16 protein-coding genes are annotated in these 15,618 nt (G+C 67.6%); 6 read left to right on the top strand and 10 right to left on the bottom strand.

Going from position 1 to position 15,618, the window contains the following annotated elements; genetic code table 11:
• Positions 1 to 48: 48 nt before the first annotated feature.
• Positions 49 to 1,074 (bottom strand): AraC family transcriptional regulator, encoded by a 1,026-nt coding sequence (locus NWFMUON74_RS28915; protein ID WP_187684898.1) that lies wholly within the window; start codon positions 1,072 to 1,074, stop codon positions 49 to 51.
• A gap of 69 nt (positions 1,075 to 1,143) precedes the next feature.
• Here NWFMUON74_RS28915 and NWFMUON74_RS28910 point away from each other — a divergent pair, with 69 nt between their 5' ends.
• Positions 1,144 to 2,616, top strand: a complete 1,473-nt coding sequence (locus NWFMUON74_RS28910; RefSeq protein WP_187684897.1) for a flavin-containing monooxygenase — start codon at positions 1,144 to 1,146, stop codon at positions 2,614 to 2,616.
• A 6-nt stretch (positions 2,617 to 2,622) separates the two neighbouring features.
• On the opposite strand, the gene NWFMUON74_RS28905 is transcribed toward NWFMUON74_RS28910, so the two are convergent.
• The gene (locus NWFMUON74_RS28905; protein ID WP_187684896.1) at positions 2,623 to 3,228 is read right to left on the bottom strand and encodes a short chain dehydrogenase; all 606 of its coding nucleotides are present in this window, start codon (positions 3,226 to 3,228) and stop codon (positions 2,623 to 2,625) included.
• Positions 3,229 to 3,384: 156 nt separating this feature from the next.
• Between NWFMUON74_RS28905 and NWFMUON74_RS28900 the strand changes: the two genes are divergently transcribed.
• Positions 3,385 to 3,879, top strand: coding sequence for a methylated-DNA--[protein]-cysteine S-methyltransferase (locus NWFMUON74_RS28900; RefSeq protein ID WP_187684895.1), 495 nt, complete (start codon positions 3,385 to 3,387; stop codon positions 3,877 to 3,879).
• A 17-nt stretch (positions 3,880 to 3,896) separates the two neighbouring features.
• On the opposite strand, the gene NWFMUON74_RS28895 is transcribed toward NWFMUON74_RS28900, so the two are convergent.
• On the bottom strand, positions 3,897 to 4,274 hold the full coding sequence (locus NWFMUON74_RS28895; protein ID WP_187684894.1) for an ACT domain-containing protein: 378 nt from the start codon (positions 4,272 to 4,274) through the stop codon (positions 3,897 to 3,899).
• Positions 4,275 to 4,301: 27 nt separating this feature from the next.
• Positions 4,302 to 4,682 carry a hypothetical protein gene (locus NWFMUON74_RS28890; RefSeq protein WP_187684893.1) on the bottom strand — a complete coding sequence of 127 codons (381 nt, stop codon included), beginning with the start codon at positions 4,680 to 4,682 and terminating at the stop codon, positions 4,302 to 4,304.
• Positions 4,683 to 4,998: 316 nt separating this feature from the next.
• Between NWFMUON74_RS28890 and NWFMUON74_RS28885 the strand changes: the two genes are divergently transcribed.
• The 3 genes from NWFMUON74_RS28885 to NWFMUON74_RS28875 are packed head-to-tail and all read left to right on the top strand — an operon-like array spanning position 4,999 to position 8,927.
• Entirely contained in the window at positions 4,999 to 5,499 is a 501-nt protein-coding gene (locus NWFMUON74_RS28885; RefSeq protein ID WP_187684892.1) for a MarR family winged helix-turn-helix transcriptional regulator, read from the top strand.
• 3 nt (positions 5,500 to 5,502) lie between these two features.
• Complete coding sequence (locus NWFMUON74_RS28880) at positions 5,503 to 8,109, top strand: MFS transporter (RefSeq protein ID WP_187684891.1); 2,607 nt, start codon at positions 5,503 to 5,505, stop codon at positions 8,107 to 8,109.
• Positions 8,106 to 8,927 carry a YceI family protein gene (locus NWFMUON74_RS28875; RefSeq protein ID WP_187684890.1) on the top strand — a complete coding sequence of 274 codons (822 nt, stop codon included), beginning with the start codon at positions 8,106 to 8,108 and terminating at the stop codon, positions 8,925 to 8,927. Before NWFMUON74_RS28880 ends, NWFMUON74_RS28875 begins: the two co-directional genes overlap by 4 nt.
• A 4-nt stretch (positions 8,928 to 8,931) precedes the next feature.
• Here the strand turns inward: NWFMUON74_RS28875 and NWFMUON74_RS28870 are convergent, their stop codons facing one another.
• From NWFMUON74_RS28870 to NWFMUON74_RS28860, 3 genes are all read right to left on the bottom strand, one after another.
• Positions 8,932 to 9,822 (bottom strand): alpha/beta hydrolase, encoded by an 891-nt coding sequence (locus NWFMUON74_RS28870; protein WP_187684889.1) that lies wholly within the window; start codon positions 9,820 to 9,822, stop codon positions 8,932 to 8,934.
• Positions 9,823 to 9,918: 96 nt separating this feature from the next.
• The gene (locus NWFMUON74_RS28865) at positions 9,919 to 10,446 is read right to left on the bottom strand and encodes a dihydrofolate reductase family protein (RefSeq protein ID WP_187684888.1); all 528 of its coding nucleotides are present in this window, start codon (positions 10,444 to 10,446) and stop codon (positions 9,919 to 9,921) included.
• Positions 10,447 to 10,449: 3 nt separating this feature from the next.
• A complete protein-coding gene (locus tag NWFMUON74_RS28860; RefSeq protein WP_197986929.1) occupies positions 10,450 to 11,367 on the bottom strand; it encodes a helix-turn-helix domain-containing protein in 918 nt (305 codons plus the stop codon).
• 110 nt (positions 11,368 to 11,477) lie between these two features.
• Here NWFMUON74_RS28860 and NWFMUON74_RS28855 point away from each other — a divergent pair, with 110 nt between their 5' ends.
• On the top strand, positions 11,478 to 12,362 hold the full coding sequence (locus NWFMUON74_RS28855) for a DUF5995 family protein (protein ID WP_187684887.1): 885 nt from the start codon (positions 11,478 to 11,480) through the stop codon (positions 12,360 to 12,362).
• Between the two features lie 59 nt (positions 12,363 to 12,421).
• Here NWFMUON74_RS28855 and NWFMUON74_RS28850 read toward each other — a convergent pair whose 3' ends face one another.
• The 3 genes from NWFMUON74_RS28850 to NWFMUON74_RS28840 form a co-directional block, all read right to left on the bottom strand.
• Positions 12,422 to 12,802, bottom strand: a complete 381-nt coding sequence (locus NWFMUON74_RS28850) for a DUF732 domain-containing protein (RefSeq protein WP_187684886.1) — start codon at positions 12,800 to 12,802, stop codon at positions 12,422 to 12,424.
• Positions 12,803 to 13,304: 502 nt separating this feature from the next.
• Positions 13,305 to 14,408 carry a type I restriction enzyme HsdR N-terminal domain-containing protein gene (locus tag NWFMUON74_RS28845; RefSeq protein ID WP_187684885.1) on the bottom strand — a complete coding sequence of 368 codons (1,104 nt, stop codon included), beginning with the start codon at positions 14,406 to 14,408 and terminating at the stop codon, positions 13,305 to 13,307.
• 412 nt (positions 14,409 to 14,820) lie between these two features.
• Positions 14,821 to 15,615, bottom strand: a complete 795-nt coding sequence (locus NWFMUON74_RS28840; protein WP_187684884.1) for an inositol monophosphatase family protein — start codon at positions 15,613 to 15,615, stop codon at positions 14,821 to 14,823.
• Between the last annotated feature and the right edge of the window lie 3 nt (positions 15,616 to 15,618).

Genomic DNA, 15,618 nt, shown 5'->3' with positions numbered 1-15,618 from the left:
CCCCCGCGCGAATCCGCCTGGCCCGCAAACGCTTCCCGGCCGCGGGACTCACCAGGCCGTGTTGTTCGCGGTGTGCTGCGCGCGGCGCAGGGCCGTGGGGGTGGTGCGGAACCAGCGGCGGCACGTCCGGGTGAAGGTGGACTGCTCGGCCAGCCCGATCAGGGAGGCGATCTGACTCATGGGCAGGTCGGTGGTGGTGAGGTAACGCCGGGCCTCGGTGCGGCGCACGTCGTCGAGGATGGCGGCGAACGAGGTGCCCTCGGCGGTGAGGCGGCGCTGCAGGGTGCGCGGGTGCGTGGTGAGAAGCCTTGCCACAGCGGATAATTCGGGGGTCGTGGTGCCTAGAAGCTGACGCACGGCCGCGCGCACCTTCGGCTCGTAGGCCGATCCCGCGCCGGTGGACAACTCGGCGAGGAAGGCCATCGCCAACCGGCGCAGCGTCTCGTCGCTACCGGCCACGGCCATCGAGGTGAGGCTGCTGGGCACGCGCAGCACCGCGGCCGGGCGCTCGAACCGCGCCGGCGCGCCGAAGAACTGCTCGTATACCCCGCGCGGGGCCACCGGCCGGTAGGGCAGCTCCACCGTACGCAGCCCGTACGGCCCGTCGGCCAGCCGCGACAGCGCGCGGTGCAGGAAACCCAGCCCCAGATCGGTGCCCTGCACGGGGATCGGCAGCCCCGGCCGCACGCCGTAGTGCAGCGCCGTGACGCCCCGGTCCCCGTACGGATCGGGTTCCAGGGTCAGGCTCAGTGACCGCGCGTGCACGAACAGGTAGCGCGAGGTGCACTCCAGCGCCTCGGCGAGGGTGGGCGAGCTGCGGATGGCCAGCGCGAGCGGGCCCAGCATGCCCAGATCCTGCCGCCTCGCGATGCGCAGTCCCAGATCCGGGCAGTGCAGCCGCTCCGCGGCGATCTCGAGCACCAGCGCCATCGCCTCGTCGGAGACCAGCAGGTCGTCGGCGTCCAGCGCGGCGATCGGCAGCCCGGCCGCGACGGCGAACTCCTCGGCGTCGCCGCCCAGTTCGGCCACCGTGGCGCGAAAGCCGCGCAGGCCCGCGGACCGGATCACCGACATGTCGTCCAGAATCAAATAGTTGTCGTGTGAAGTCAAGAAGCGCGACGCGGCGCCGCGCACACTGGAACCATGACCGTGGCAGCTGAACATCTCGACGTCGTGATCGTGGGGGCGGGTCTCTCGGGGATCGGCGCGGCCTACCGGCTGCAGTCCGAGCACCCCGGCCGCAGTTACGCCATCCTCGAGGCGCGCGAGTCGCTGGGCGGTACCTGGGACCTGTTCCGGTATCCCGGCATTCGTTCCGACTCGGACATGTTCACCCTCGGCTATCCGTTCAAGCCCTGGCGCGACGCCAAGTCGATCGCCGACGGCCCGTCGATCCTGCGTTACATCCAGGAGACCGCCGACCAGTACGGCATCGGGCAGCGCATCCGGTACGGCACCAAGGTGGTCGGGGCCGAATGGTCCAGCGACGACGCCCGCTGGACGGTCACCATCCGGCAGGGCGCCGAACGGCACACGCTGACCTGCGGCTTCCTCTACTGCTGCGCCGGTTACTACGACTACGACCAGGGCCACGCGCCGGAGTTCCCGGGTGTGGAATCGTTCTCCGGTCAGCTGGTCTATCCGCAATTCTGGCCCGAGGACCTCGACTACACCGGTAAGCGCGTGGTCGTGATCGGCAGCGGCGCGACGGCCGTGACACTGGTCCCGGCGATGGCCGAGCAGGCCGAGCTGGTCACCATGTTGCAGCGCTCGCCCACCTGGATCTCCCCGGTCCCGGGCCGCGACAAGTACGCCGACCGCATCCGCGACCTGCTGCCTCCACAGCTCGCGCATCGGCTCATCCGCACCAAGAACATCCTGTTCAACGTGGGCTTCTACCAGTACTGCCGACGGCGGCCGGAGGCGGCGCGCAAGCTCCTGACGGGACTGTCCACCCGCATCCTGAAAGACGAGCGGCTGGTCGCCGAGCACTTCACGCCCTCGTACAACCCCTGGGACCAGCGGCTGTGCGCCGTCCCCGACGCCGACTTCTTCAAGTCCATGAAGAAGGGCAAGGCCGAGGTGGTCACCGACCACATCGAAAGCTTTGTGCCCGAAGGGATCCGGTTGCGGTCGGGCCGGGTGCTCCCGGCGGATGTGGTGGTCTCGGCCACCGGGCTGAAACTGCTTGCCTTCGGCGGTATCTCGCTGACCGTCGACGGCGCGCCGGTGGAACTGTCGGAGCAATTCGTCTGGCAGGGAGCCATGCTCACGGGAGTGCCGAACTTCGCCGTCTGCATCGGCTACACCAATGCCTCCTGGACGCTGCGCGCCGACCTCACCTCCCGGCTGGTCTGTAAAGTGCTGGCGCACATGGACCGTCGCGGATATCGCGCGGTCGTGCCCGAGCCGCAGGGCCACCTCGAACAGCATCCGCTGCTCGATCTGGCGTCGGGCTACATCCAGCGTTCGATCGGCGACTTCCCGCGCCAGGGCGACCGGCATCCCTGGCGAGTACGGCAGAACTACCTGCTGGACTCGGCCACCACCATGCGGACCAACCTGGACAAGACACTCCGGCCGGTGCAGCGGGCCCAGAAACTGCAGCGCGTCTGAGGCGGATCAGACCACCCGCACGCCCGTCCGGCTCGGGCGCAGCACCTGTCCCTGTCCCGATCCCTCGACGGCCTCGAGGTACGCCCGGGCCACGTCGCGGACCGGAGTGCCCTCGGCACCGTCGCGTCCCATCGATTCCAGGGTCTCGGCCACCCAGCCGGGGCTGACGGCGTTGACGCGCACCCCGCGCGTCATCTCGACGGCCGCCGCTCGCACGAACGACTCCAGTCCGGCATTGACCAGCGCGCCGAACGACATCCCGGTCTCCACCCGCTCGAACACGCCCGAGGTCACGGTGATCGACCCACCGTCGCGCAGGTGGCGCAGCGCGGTGCGGACCAGGTGGACCTGGCCGAACAACTTTCCCTGGATGCCGCGGTAGAAGTCGTCGTCGGAATCCAGCGGCGTGAGTTTGCCACTGGCCGCGCAGCAGATCACCGCGTCGACGTCCGGCACCGTGGCGAACAGCCCATCGATGGAGGCGGGATCGTCCATGTCCACGCGAACCGCGCCGCCGCGTGCCGCGCGGACCACCTCGTGACCGCCGTGTTCCAGTTGGGCGGCGACCTCCGATCCGATGGTCCCGGTCGCGCCGATGACGATGATCCGCATGTTTCTCCTCGAGGAGCGGGGTAGGGCTGTCCGACATCGCAACCGGGTGAGGTCGCGGCGATATTCCGGCGACCACGAATGGCATGTCCGATTTCCGCCGGTAGCGGCTCGGGAGCCGAGGCACATTGGACCGTGGAAGACGACGGAAGGATTCTCATGGCCGTGTACACCACCATCGACAGTCCGATCGGCGAGCTGTTGCTGACCGGGGAACCGTCGGCCGACGGCGTGGTGCTCACCGCGCTGTCCATGGGCGGCGGCAAAGGCGTTGCGGTGCGGGAGCATTGGACCGCGGACCCGGCGGCGTTCGGCTCGGTCGCCGCGCAGCTGGGCGACTACTTCGCGGGCGAGCGCACCGAGTTCGACCTCGAATTCACCACTGCGGGCAGCGATTTCCAGCGCCGGGTGTGGCAGGCCCTGGACCGGGTACCGTACGGCGACACCGTGACCTACGGCGAGATCGCGGCGCGAATCGGCGCGTCGCGGGCCGCGGTACGCGCGGTGGGCACGGCCATCGGGTCGAATCCGCTGCTGATCCTCCGCCCGTGCCATCGCGTCATCGGCGCCGACGGGTCGCTCACCGGATACGCCGGGGGAGTGGAACGCAAGCAGCGCCTGCTCGAACTCGAGCGGGCCCGCCGAGCGGCGTGAGGTACGTCTGAGAATCCTTACGCGCCTGTGGATTCCGAGATCTCGTGGCCGGCCGACCGCAGGGCCGCGGCCGCCTCGTCCTGCCGTTCCTGTGGTACCAGTACCAGATCGGCGTGCCAGGTCGAGGCGACGAAGACCGGGATCGACGCGTCGGCGAGCGGACTCACCAGCGCGGCCAGCAGGCCGGCGTCGTGCAGCCCGTGGGCGGCCGCTCCGGCGTAGAAACCCACCCACGTCTCGCCCCGCTCCCACGGCGGGGCCTCCCGAACCATGGTCAGCCCCTCCGGCGCGCGCACCAGCGCGATCCACTCGTCGTCCTCGGGGAAGGTCGCGGTGGGCAGATGCTCCACGGCGAATCGCGACGGGACGATATGCAGCCGCTGGGCCTTGGTCATCGGGTCATGGTATTCGGCGCGCGCGGCTCAACGCCCAGCGCGGGACGGTCGGCGGATCGGGGTCGGATGCGGCGCGAACCGGCGATGCACGTATTGCAGCCCCGCCAGCAGCAGCGCGGCGACGGTCGCGGCCAGATAGTCTCCGGTGAGCACGCCGACCACCGCAAGACCGCCGAATACCGGCAGCTCCAGCACCGCGCACCAGCCCAGCAGGCGCAGCCGGGTGGAGTGCGAATCCAGCCAGGCCAAGCCGTCGTCGACGATGTCCTCGGCGGTGGTGAGTTCGACCAGGCCGTCGCCGACCTGAACGAACCGGTGTACCGCCTGGTCGCGGGTGATCCTGCCCAGCCAGGCCGCGTCGATGAGCCGCTTGCCCTCTTCGGCGACTTCCGTGATGACCGCGTCCATGCTGCGGCTCCCTTTCGCGTCGGTCCCGCAGATTCTAGGCGGCTCGGCGGGCAATCGCACCGCTAACCTGCCGAATCCGTCCGGCTCCCCGACTCTTTCGATACGGGCAAATCGGGCGAGGTGAAAGACCGCGGCGATGTGTTCCTGGCCACAGCTGTCACCGGTGCTCTGTACCCTTCGTGGCGCTGAGGTCGCAGACCTGGGATGATTTTCGAAATACCGCTTGCGGAGGTGCCACCTCCGGTCTGTATAGTTGGCCTCAGCAACTAGTTGTAAGTGCTAAACAAATGTGTTGCGGGGAAAAGGAAAGCTGATCATGGTCGTTGCTGCCCGTGATCGCGGTGCTACGAAGGCCGAACTCGACGTCGCCGACCAACTCGGCGCCCAGCTGGTCCGGCTCATGCGGGCGATCGGCAGAACCAAATCGCAGCTGGCCCCGCTCGGCCCGGACGGGCTCGAGCGACCGGCCTACGCGGTGCTGTTCTGCCTGGTCCACGACGGCCCCCAGCGGACCGGCAAGCTCGCCGAACTGCTGCACGCCGAGATCTCCACCATCAGCCGGCAGACCAGGAACCTGGTAGCGCACGGACTGGTGGAACGCCGCGCCGACCCGGTCGACGGGCGAGCCTGCCTGCTGGCCCCCACCGCGGAGGGGGTGCGGGTGTTCGAGGAGAACCGCCGCATCCGCAACCATGTGCTGGCCGGACTGCTGACCGACTGGTCCGAGGACGAGCGGACGACGCTGACCGAATTGGTCGAGCGGCTCGTCATCGGGATCGAGAAGACCACTGCCACAGCCGATTCGAATAGGGCTTGATTGATGACAACTTCGACCACCCGGGCACCGGCGGCGCAGCCGGTCCTGGACGCCGGTGCGCAACCGTCGCTGACGCACCGGCAGGTTCTGACTATTCTGTCCGGCCTGCTGCTGGGCATGTTCCTGGCCGCGCTCGACCAGAACATCGTCAGCGTGGCGATCGTGCGGATCGCCAACGACCTGCACGGATTCGATCAGCAGGCGTGGGCGACGACCGCCTACCTGATCACGGCGACGATCAGTACCCCGCTGTACGGCAAGCTGGCCGACATCTACGGCCGCAAGCCGTTCTATCTCACCGCGATCGCCCTGTTCGTCATCGGCTCGGCGGCGTGCACGTTCGCGACCTCGATGTACATGCTGGCCGGATTCCGCGCCTTCCAGGGTCTCGGTGCGGGCGGCCTGATGTCGTTGGCGCTGACCATCATCGGCGACATCGTGCCGCCGCGGGAGCGCGCTCGCTACCAGGGCTACTTCATGATGGTGTTCGGCACCTCGACGGTGCTGGGCCCGGTCCTGGGCGGCCTGTTCTCCGATTACGACCACCTGTGGGGCCTCGACGGCTGGCGCTGGGTGTTCCTGGTGAACGTGCCGGTCGGTGCACTCGCCCTGCTGGTGGTGGCGAAGGTGCTCAATGTGCCGCACCAGCGGCAGAAACTGCGCGTCGACTGGTTCGGCGCGGTCGCGCTGGCCATCTGCGTGGTGCCGCTGCTGATCGTGGCCGAACAGGGCCGCAGCTGGGGCTGGGACTCCAGCAAGGCGCTGCTCTGCTACGGCGTGGGCGCGGTCGGGCTGGTGCTGTTCCTGATCGTCGAGGCCCTGATGAAGGATGCCGCGCTGATCCCGCTGCGGCTGTTCCGGAACTCCACGTTCTCGGTCGCCATCGGCGGCGGGACCATCGTCGGTGTCGCCATGTTCGGCTCCATCACCATGGTGCCGCTGTATCTGCAAGTGGTGCGCGGGTATTCGCCGACCGAGGCGGGCCTGCTGATGCTGCCGCTGGTACTGGGCATCATGAGCGGTTCGGTGATCGCCGGTCAGGTCACCAAGCGCACCGGGCGCTACAAGATCCTGCCCGTGCTCGGCACCTTCATCATCACCATCGGCGCGCTGCTCTACGCGCAGGTGAAATTCGACAGCCCGCTGTGGCAGCCGCTGGTCTTCGGCGGCATCATCGGCCTCGGACTGGGCTTCTGCATGCAGACGCTGATCATCGCGGCGCAGAACGCCGGACCACGCCGGGACATGGGCGTCTCGACCGCGTCGGCGACGTTCTTCCGGCAGGTCGGCGGCACGCTCGGGGTGGCGGTGTTCCTGACGATCCTGTTCAACATGCTGCCGAACAAGATCCTCGACGCCTTCGGCGGACGGCTGCCCGCCGGATTCGATACCGACAAGCTCGACCAGTTGCAGGCCGACACCGCCGGTATCGCCGCGCTGCCCGACCAGGTGCGTGAGCCCATCCTGATCGGCTTCACCAACGCGATGCACGGTGTGTTCTTCCTCGGCGCGGCCGTGGCCCTGCTGGCGTGCGTCGTGCTCATGTTCATGAAGGAGATTCCGTTGCAGGACCCATCGACGGCTCAGCCGAAGCCCGAATCGGACAGTGCCACAGCGGATCAGAGCGCGGCTGCCGCCGCCGTGCCGGTCGAGGTCGAGCCCGTCGCGGCGGCGCACCGAGCCGAGCCCGAACGGACCGTGGACCGGGACCCCGCGCCCGTGATCTTCGAACCCGAGCCGGTGCTCGCCGCCACCGGCGGTCGCCATGCGGTCGCCAACGGCCATGCGGCGCACCGGGTGTCGGCTATGACGACGGCTCAGGCGACGGCTGCCACGGGCGGACGTTCGATCAGCGGCCGGATCCGACGCGAGGACGGCCGCGCGGTGACCGGAGCGGCACTGACGCTGATCGACCAACGCGGACATCAGGTTTCGCGTGCGACCGGCGACGGCGGCGGCACCTATGTCATCGAGCCGCCCACGCCCGGCGGCTACGTGCTGATCGTGTCGGCGAGCGGCCATCAGCCCACGGCCGTCAACGTCACCGTCGACGGCAGCCCGCAGCACCTGGACCTGACGCTGCAGGGCTCCGGCGAGCTGACCGGCACGGTGCGCACCGCCGGTCGCCGCGAGCCGGTCGCGGGCGCCACGGTGACGGTGACCGACCTGCGCGGTGATGTGGTCGGCGCGGCCGTCACCGCGGCCGACGGCGGATATGTCTGCCACGGCGTGGTTTCGGGGACCTACACCCTCGTCGCGGTCGCCCCGCACATGCGGCCCACGGCGACCACGCTGACCATCCCCGACAGCGGTCAGCTGCGTTTCGACGTCGAACTGGCGTCGATGGCGCAACTGTCCGGCGCGGTCCGCGCCGCGGGACGGCCGGTGCAGGACGCACAGATCACCGTGCTCGACGCGAGCGGCACCGCCGTCGGCTCCGCCCGCACCGACGCGGAGGGCCGATACACCGTGACCGACCTGCCCGAGGGCGACTACACGGTCGTCGCCCGCGGTTACCCGCCGGTGACCGGCCGGGTGCACGTCAGCGGCGGCGACATCGATCACGATGTGCGCCTCGGCTACGACGACCAGCATGTGGAGCTGTCATGAGTGGATTGACCGCACAGATTCGAAACGCCGACGGCTGGCCGGTGGCCGGGGCGGTGCTGACCGTCACCGGCCTCGACGGGCGGCAGCTGGCTCGGGCGGTGGCTGACGAGACGGGGGCGGCCACCACCGAGGCGCTGCCCGCCGGCATGCACACCGCCGTGGTCACCGCGCCCGGCCACAAGCCGATCGCCCAGATCGCCCGCGTCTCCGCGACGGGCGCCGGGACGCTCGGCGACGTCCGGCTCGAGCCGGAGGCGGGTTCGGTGGAGCTGCCGCCGCCCGGCCCCTGGACCATCGACCCGGTGCATTCGACGGTCGTCGCCACCGCGCGCCACCTCGGCATCGCGAGCATCAAGGCCCGCTTCGCCGATGTCAGCGGGCGGCTGGACGTGGCCGGCAACTTCGAGCAGACCACGGGATACGCCGAGATCAAGGCGGCCAGCATCGACACCGGTGTCGGCATGCGCGACGACCATCTGCGCACGGCCGAGTTCCTCGACGTCGAGCGGTACCCGATCATCGGGTTCACCGGAAACGGCCTGCGCCGCACCGGCGCCGACAGCTGGATCATGGCGGGCGAACTGGAGCTGCACGGCGAGCGCCGCCCGATCGACCTCACCCTCACCTACGGCGGCTATGGCCCCGACCCGTGGGGTGGCGTGCGCGCCGCCTTCCACGCCGAAACCCTGCTGCGCCGTGACGATTTCGCCATCGACTACAACGCGGTGGTGCGAGCGGGTGTGGCCGCGGTCGGCACCACCGTCAAGATCGACCTCGACATGGAGCTGGTGCAGGGCGACCGGCTGCCGGAGATGTAGGCGCTCAGCCGCCCACCGAATTCAGCAGCATCGGCAGGGCGTTGCGCATCTGGGCCGTCCAGGCGTCCCAGTTGTGGCCCTGATCAGGTTCGTACCGTTCGTCGACCGTGGCGCCCAATTGTTGCAGGCGGTCGACGAAACGGTAGTTCTGTTCGTAGGCGCCCTGTTCGACGAAGTCGTTGCGGCCGTAGGAGACGAACAGCGGTATGCCGGTGAGCTTGTCGGCCTGCACGTAGGGGTCGTTGGCCTGCCAGATCTTCAGCTCCTCGGGCACGGTGTAGTCGCCCCAGACCAGTTTCCAGTTGGCGCCGCAGCCCTGGCCCGGCTTGTCGGGCTCGCCGGGAGCGCCGGAGGCGTGCAGCGGGTCCACGTTGCCGCTGAACGACGCCGCCGACCGGAACATCCCCCGGTGCGCGGCGGCCAGCTTCATCGAGCCCAGCCCGCCCATCGAGTTGCCCGCGACGGCGCGGACGTCGCCGGCCCGATACTGGTTCTCCAGGATGGTGCGCAGGTCTTCGGTCAAGTATGTCTCCCAGGCGGGCGCGCCGCCCCGACCGCCGTTGTACCAGTCGGAATACGCACTGCACCAGCTGGTTTCGGGCAGCACGAAGATGGCGTCGGCACCCGCCGTGAGCGCCTCCAGATCGCCCTTGTCGGTCCAGGACCTGTGGTCGTCGAAGCCGCCGTGCAGCACCCAGACGGTGGGCCAGGTCCGGGTGGCGTCCTTCGACCATCCCGGCGGCACCAGCAGGCGCACCACTTTGATCGGTGCGTCGAAGTTCGGTGCGGAGACCCCGAAGTCGAGGATCCGGTCGCTGACCCGGGTCTCCCACACCACCGTTGCGGCGGCGTGGGCCCGCGGGGCCGCCGTGAACGGCACGGCCAGGGCGGCCACGACGGCGAATACGGCGAGGAGGGCCGTTTCGCCGTCTCGTTCCCCGGTGCGCGTCGTCGCGTGCCGAGGAACGAGGTCGTGCCGTGTCCGGACGGCTCAGGCCCGCACCACCGCGTAACGGGCGCAGGCGAATTCGCCGTTGGTGGCCAGCTCGGTGAGCTTCAACTCGACGTGGCGCGGGAGCAGGGGCGCGCCCGCGCCCAGGGTGACGGGGGCGATGGAGACGCACACCTCGTCCAGCAGGCCGTGGTCGGCGAACTGACCGGCGAGGTCGCCGCCGCCGACCACCCACAGGTTCTTCCCGCCCGCCGCCTCCGCCATCTCCTTGTACACGGTCGGCACCGGGTCCTGGGTGAAGCGCACGTCGGCGTCGGTGCGCGGCGGGAACGTGCGGTGGGTGAAGACCCAGGCGGGCATGTCGTACACCCACGCCTCGCCGCTGTCGAGGATCCACTGATAGGTGCTGGCGCCCATGCAGATCGCGCCGATGTCCTTGATGAATTCGTCGTAGCCCATGGGACCGTCGCCGTCCACGGTGCGCGACAACAGCCAGTCGAGTGAATGGTCCGGCGTCGCGATGAAACCGTCGAGGGTGGTCGCGGTGTAGTAGGTGGTGTAGGGCATGGTTCAGCCTCGCTCTCGTAGCCACATGATGGGGTCGCCACTATCGATTTCCGTTGTGCTGTCCGGCAATTCGTCGCGCAGCCAGTGCCGGACCAGTTGCCTGCGGTGCGCGGAGAAGGTGAGTACGTGCGCGACGACGCTGCCGAGCACGAAGCTCTCGGGTGGCTCGCACAGCGCGTCGATGAGGGTGTCGCCCCAGCCGCCGCGGCGGTCGATGCCGCGGATCGTCTCCAGCCAGCGCGGGCCCACCGCGTCGAGCCGGCGCGTCAGGGTCGGCAGGTCGTCGGGTTGCCGGGGCGGGGTGTCCTCACCGTCGATGGAGGCCAGCCAGACCTCCTTGGCCCAGATCAGGTGGTCCAGCGCGGTGGCGATCGAATCATCCGGGCCGTCCCATTCGAGTACCGTGTGCGCACCCCGGTCGCGCCGGTACTGCTCCTCGTCCAGGCCGGTCGCCAGCCGCAACAGGGCCCGGGTGTCGTCGAGATCGTGGTGTACCAGCAGTGAGGTCGGGTCCATGTCGTGCCTGCCTTTCGGTTCCCGCTCCACCCACAGCGACATCGGCGGATGGAAGTGAATGCCGTTCGCCGCGCTCAGCCAGTGCCGCCGCGCGGTGGCGGAGGTGGCGCTGGGTGGATGCCCGTACGCGCGACTGAAGGCCCGGCTGAATCCCTCCACCGAGTCGTAACCGGCCGCGAACGCCACGTCGGTCACGGACGCCCCGGTGCTCAGCTGCCACGCCGCGCGCTCCAGCAACACCCTGCGCCGCAACGCGACCGGTGATTCCCCGGTCCCGCGGGAGAACTGGCGGGCGAAGTGGTAGGGCGAGGCGAAGGCGTGCTGGGCCATCGCGCCCAGCGTGGTGTTGTCCTCGTCCAGCACGGCATCGAGGAGTTCGCGCAGGCGGTCACGTCCGTTGGTCACGGGTAACAGTCTGATACGTGCAGGTGAGCCGGCGCTTGACCGATCTTGCGCAGCTCGACGACCGTGTCGCGGACCCTGCGATCCACCGCCTGGCGGCCTAGGCTCCCCCCATGCGGCCAATCCGGAGCTTGATCATCGTCCTGGCAGGTGTGCTCGCGCTGGGTGTGGCGCCCGCCGCCGCATTCGGTGCGGATACCCCGGCGGTTGCGTGCGGCAGTCCGCTCGCGGATTCCGAGGTCGACACCATCACGGCGCTGTCGGATACCTCGACCCTGGCCGGGGCGCCGCTGCGACGGCTGGAGGACGCGGTCGAGCGGCATCGGCGGATCACGGAGATCCTGGTGGCGCACGGCGATCGGCGCGGTGTGTTCCCGCTCGGCCTGGACACCGCCGAGCAACTGTCGGTCATGCCGATGCAGCGCGACCCCGCCGCCTTCGCCGAGTCGGACTACGCCCACGCGATCAGCTTGGAGCTGCTCCGCCGCTTCCTGGTCAATCTGCACGCGGAGTTCGGCGGCGGCGCGGTCGAGCCGCACTGGGCGCCGTACTTCGCCCTCGCCCGGCAGTGCGAGATCTCCTCCGCCCGGCTCGCGATGGTCGGGTACAACGCGCACCTCACCGTGGATCTGGCGTATTCCGTTGCCGCAGTGGGCACCCGGCCCGAGAACGCGGGCGACTTCTTCAAGATAGTGGACGGTATCGCTTCGGTCGGCTTCGCGATCGTCGATGTGACCAAGGCTGTGTACGGCGGGGATCTGGGGCCGCTGTGGCGGCTGTACTTCGTCGGTGAAGGGCTGGATCTGCTGGCGGGGCAAGGGGTCGCGACCAGGCCGCTGCTGCGCATCGTCGATGTGGGCTACAACGTCGTCGTCTTCGGGAACGGGCTGGCGCTACAGGATCCGAACACCCGCGACGTCGCGGCCGTGGAGATTCGCGCGCTGTACGACACCGCGAATGTGGCCTTCGAGGTGCTGGCGGCGCTGCGTGGATTGTGAGCGGCTCAGCCGCTGCGTGGATTGTGAGCGGCTCAGCCGCTGCGTGGATTGTGAGCGGTTCAGCCGCTGTGCGGACGTTGCAGCTGATGCCACGGGCAATAGGTGTCGAGGGTAGCCGCCAGGAACGTGTACGGATACTCCACCGACCCGCGGAGATTCTCCGCCAGCCGAACCTGATTGGCGGCCGAATTGCCGTTGGCGTCCAGCCAGCCGCACTCCGCGTGCGCCAATTGGATGGCGGCGTCCTGCCGCACATGATCGGCGTCCTTCAGGTGGCTCTTGTCCAGGAACTGATTGTCGACCGGGCTGCGATCGGGACGAACTCCCCGGCTGGCCGAGGTGGGATCGCCCGGATCCGCATCGGCCGAGGCGATACCGAGGGACATGAGCGCCGTAGTGGCGGCGGCCGCCGCGACGGCGCGAAAAATCCTGTTGTGCATGGTGCTTCCGGTGTCTTCTGCTACCAGGCCGAGTCGGCAATCGATGCTTGCCGAACGTCCGATATCGGCTTGGCCACCACCGGCCCCCGTTCCTGATCTGATCTCGTCGTCGAGTTGTCGCCCACAGCAATGTATTCCATCACTCCGCAACACCCCACAGATCTGTCATTCTTCACCGTTCGTTAGCCGGGCGGATGCGGGATGCCGCAGAAGGTGACCTTGGCCAGCGAGCACAACAACCATTCGCAGACAACCGAGGGCTTTGGACTCTATCCCACACCCCCACCCAACCACCTTCCCACCCCTGGGCACCCGCTACACCCCCGCAACCCAACCGCCACGCCCCCACCCGCTCTCGATGCTCGCGACGTCGACATACACAAGGGCATACTCGCACCGAGCCGTCTCTCGCAAGTGCCGTCGTCCCGCCCGTGGCAACGGCGGCGAGCCGACATCGCCCACCGGTTCACGCTCCGACCCGGCGCGCCGTCCGACGAGGTGGTTACGTATAGATATCCGCGGTAGCGCGGATCCTGTCGACGTGACGGTACAGATCGACAATATTACCGAGGTTGTGACGCTCCCCGTCTCTGCCGTTCTCGAAAGTGGTGATGAACTTCACCGATTTGCCGTTCAGATGAAGCCGCACGAGCGGCTTTCGGTTGTTGTCATCGAGGAGAATTGCGAAATAGGCTTTGCCGTCGCGATAGGAGATCCTGGTCGGATCGATGTTCTTGGCCAGAATGGCACGCACGATATGGAATCCGTACAACTCTTCCTCCGTGGTGACGATATCGTCGTTCTTTTCCGGAACGGATGAATCCAGCGCTGCCTTCGGAGTCAGGCGAATTGTTGATTGTGCGGGGGTAGCGATAACTGTACCGTCATTGTCGCCCAAAGCGGTGTTCAGCCGGTCGCTCACCTGATCGGCGATGTACTGTGCTACCGCCTTGGCCGTCAGCGTGCGAAACTGCTCGACTATCCGCTGTGTGGCCTTGCCTTCGTACACGCGAGCTGTGCAGAATCGCACCCACTCGTCGGACGGGCTCTTGAACTCGTTGGCGATCAGGCGCTTGATCTGGCCGATGTACTTGAGCTCTTCCGCGGCGCTGAGGATCGAATCGAGATCGAACGATTCCTTGGAAAGTTTCGCCACTTCCGGGACGAGCACCTTGTCCATATCGAGTACATCGAACACGAGAAATGGCTTAGTATCCATGATATTCGGCCTGTCGCCGTCCGTGAAGACCTGGTACTCGCGGCCGTTGGTCAGGATGGCGAGACGAGCCGATGTCACCGAGAAATATCGATACAATTGAGACGCGTGATTGATATTGAGCGGCTCGGATATCTTCTTGCATTCGACCAGTATCTGGATGGCTCCGTCCCGTTTTATTGCGTAATCTATCTTCTCGCCTTTCTTGGTGCCCACATCGGCCACGAACTCGGGAACGACTTCCGAGGGGTCGAACACGTCGTAGCCGAGCACCTGCGAGATAAACGGCATCACAAGTGCATTCTTGGTGGCTTCCTCGGTAACGATCGCCGCTTGCGATGTCCGCAGTTTGTTGGCGATGGCGTTGATTCTTTCGATAGTGCTGGACATGGAATTCGTCTCTCTGTCTGATCGGTGCGCCGGTCCGTCGTGGGATTGCCCGGGTCTACCTTCTCTCGGCAATCGGATATGACGAAGGTGTGTCGGCCGCCGGCCCCGGCGGCGAACACTCAGCAGATCGACAATTCTGCGCCGGAAGTTACGCTCCCGTTTGGGAGCGGCCGGAATGCTGACTTCAGCCACGGCGCCGACAACCGATATGCCTTCATTTATGGGCCTTATGGCCCTACCGGATCTCGGTCACATACGCGATTCGGAGCTCTACGCGGTCGCCCCGAGGGGTGCCCGACCGTGAGCCCAGGAAGGGAACCTGCTGGCCTCCACTGCAGCGTGCGGTTGTCGATCGCGCGGTAGCGGGGGTCGCACTTGTGTAGTGGTTGCGGGAGTGCTTCTACCAGGCCCGTTATGCGACCTGTCCGATCAATCTCAGCAGCTGAGCCGCGAGCGAAGGACTGACGGCTATTGTGCTGTCCGACCTCAAATGATGTGAGTCACCGCTCAGCTCGACCACGGCCGCACCACTTTCGTGCGCGATCGCGACTCCTGCCGCGGTATCCCAAGGCTTGTTGGAAAGGCTGACGCATCCGTCGGTACGGCCGTCGGCGACCCATACCAGGTCGAGGGCGGCCGAGCCGAACATGCGTACGCGTTCGACGTTGGCGGCCAGTGCCGTTGTAATAGCCAGGCGGCGTCGATTTTTCAGCGCGGCATCGTCACCGGTGGCGTAGTCCCCGATGGAAACTATTGCACCACCGAGAGTCTCGCAGCCACTGGCACGGATCGGATCACCATTTCGGAAAGCGCCGCAGCCCGCCGCCGCGAAGTACTCGAGGTCCAGAAAGGGAGCCGAGACGACACCGACCGCCGGAACACCGTCGTGCAGCAATGCCAGTGATACCGCACACAGTGGTAGACCGTGGATGTAATTCGACGTTCCATCGATGGGATCGAGCGCCCACACTCGCCCGGTCCCGGCATCAACCGCCCGATCGTCTCCTTCTTCCCCCAGAAATCCATACCCAGGCATCTCACGATCGAGGAACCCCTGAACGTGCTCCTCGATCCGCCGATCCAGATCGGTCACGAAGTCGCGATCACCTTTGAGGTGCACGGCCCCGCGCTCGCCGCTGGCAAGCAACTTGCTGCCTTCAGCCACAGCAGCACGGGCGATCACCAGCTCGTCGCGATAGCCAGTCACCCG

It is taken from the genome of Nocardia wallacei, assembly GCF_014466955.1.
Taxonomy (GTDB): Bacteria; Actinomycetota; Actinomycetes; order Mycobacteriales; family Mycobacteriaceae; genus Nocardia; species Nocardia wallacei.
The sequence above is the reverse complement of the archived record's forward strand: the minus strand, read 5'-3'. Positions and strand labels throughout refer to the sequence as shown.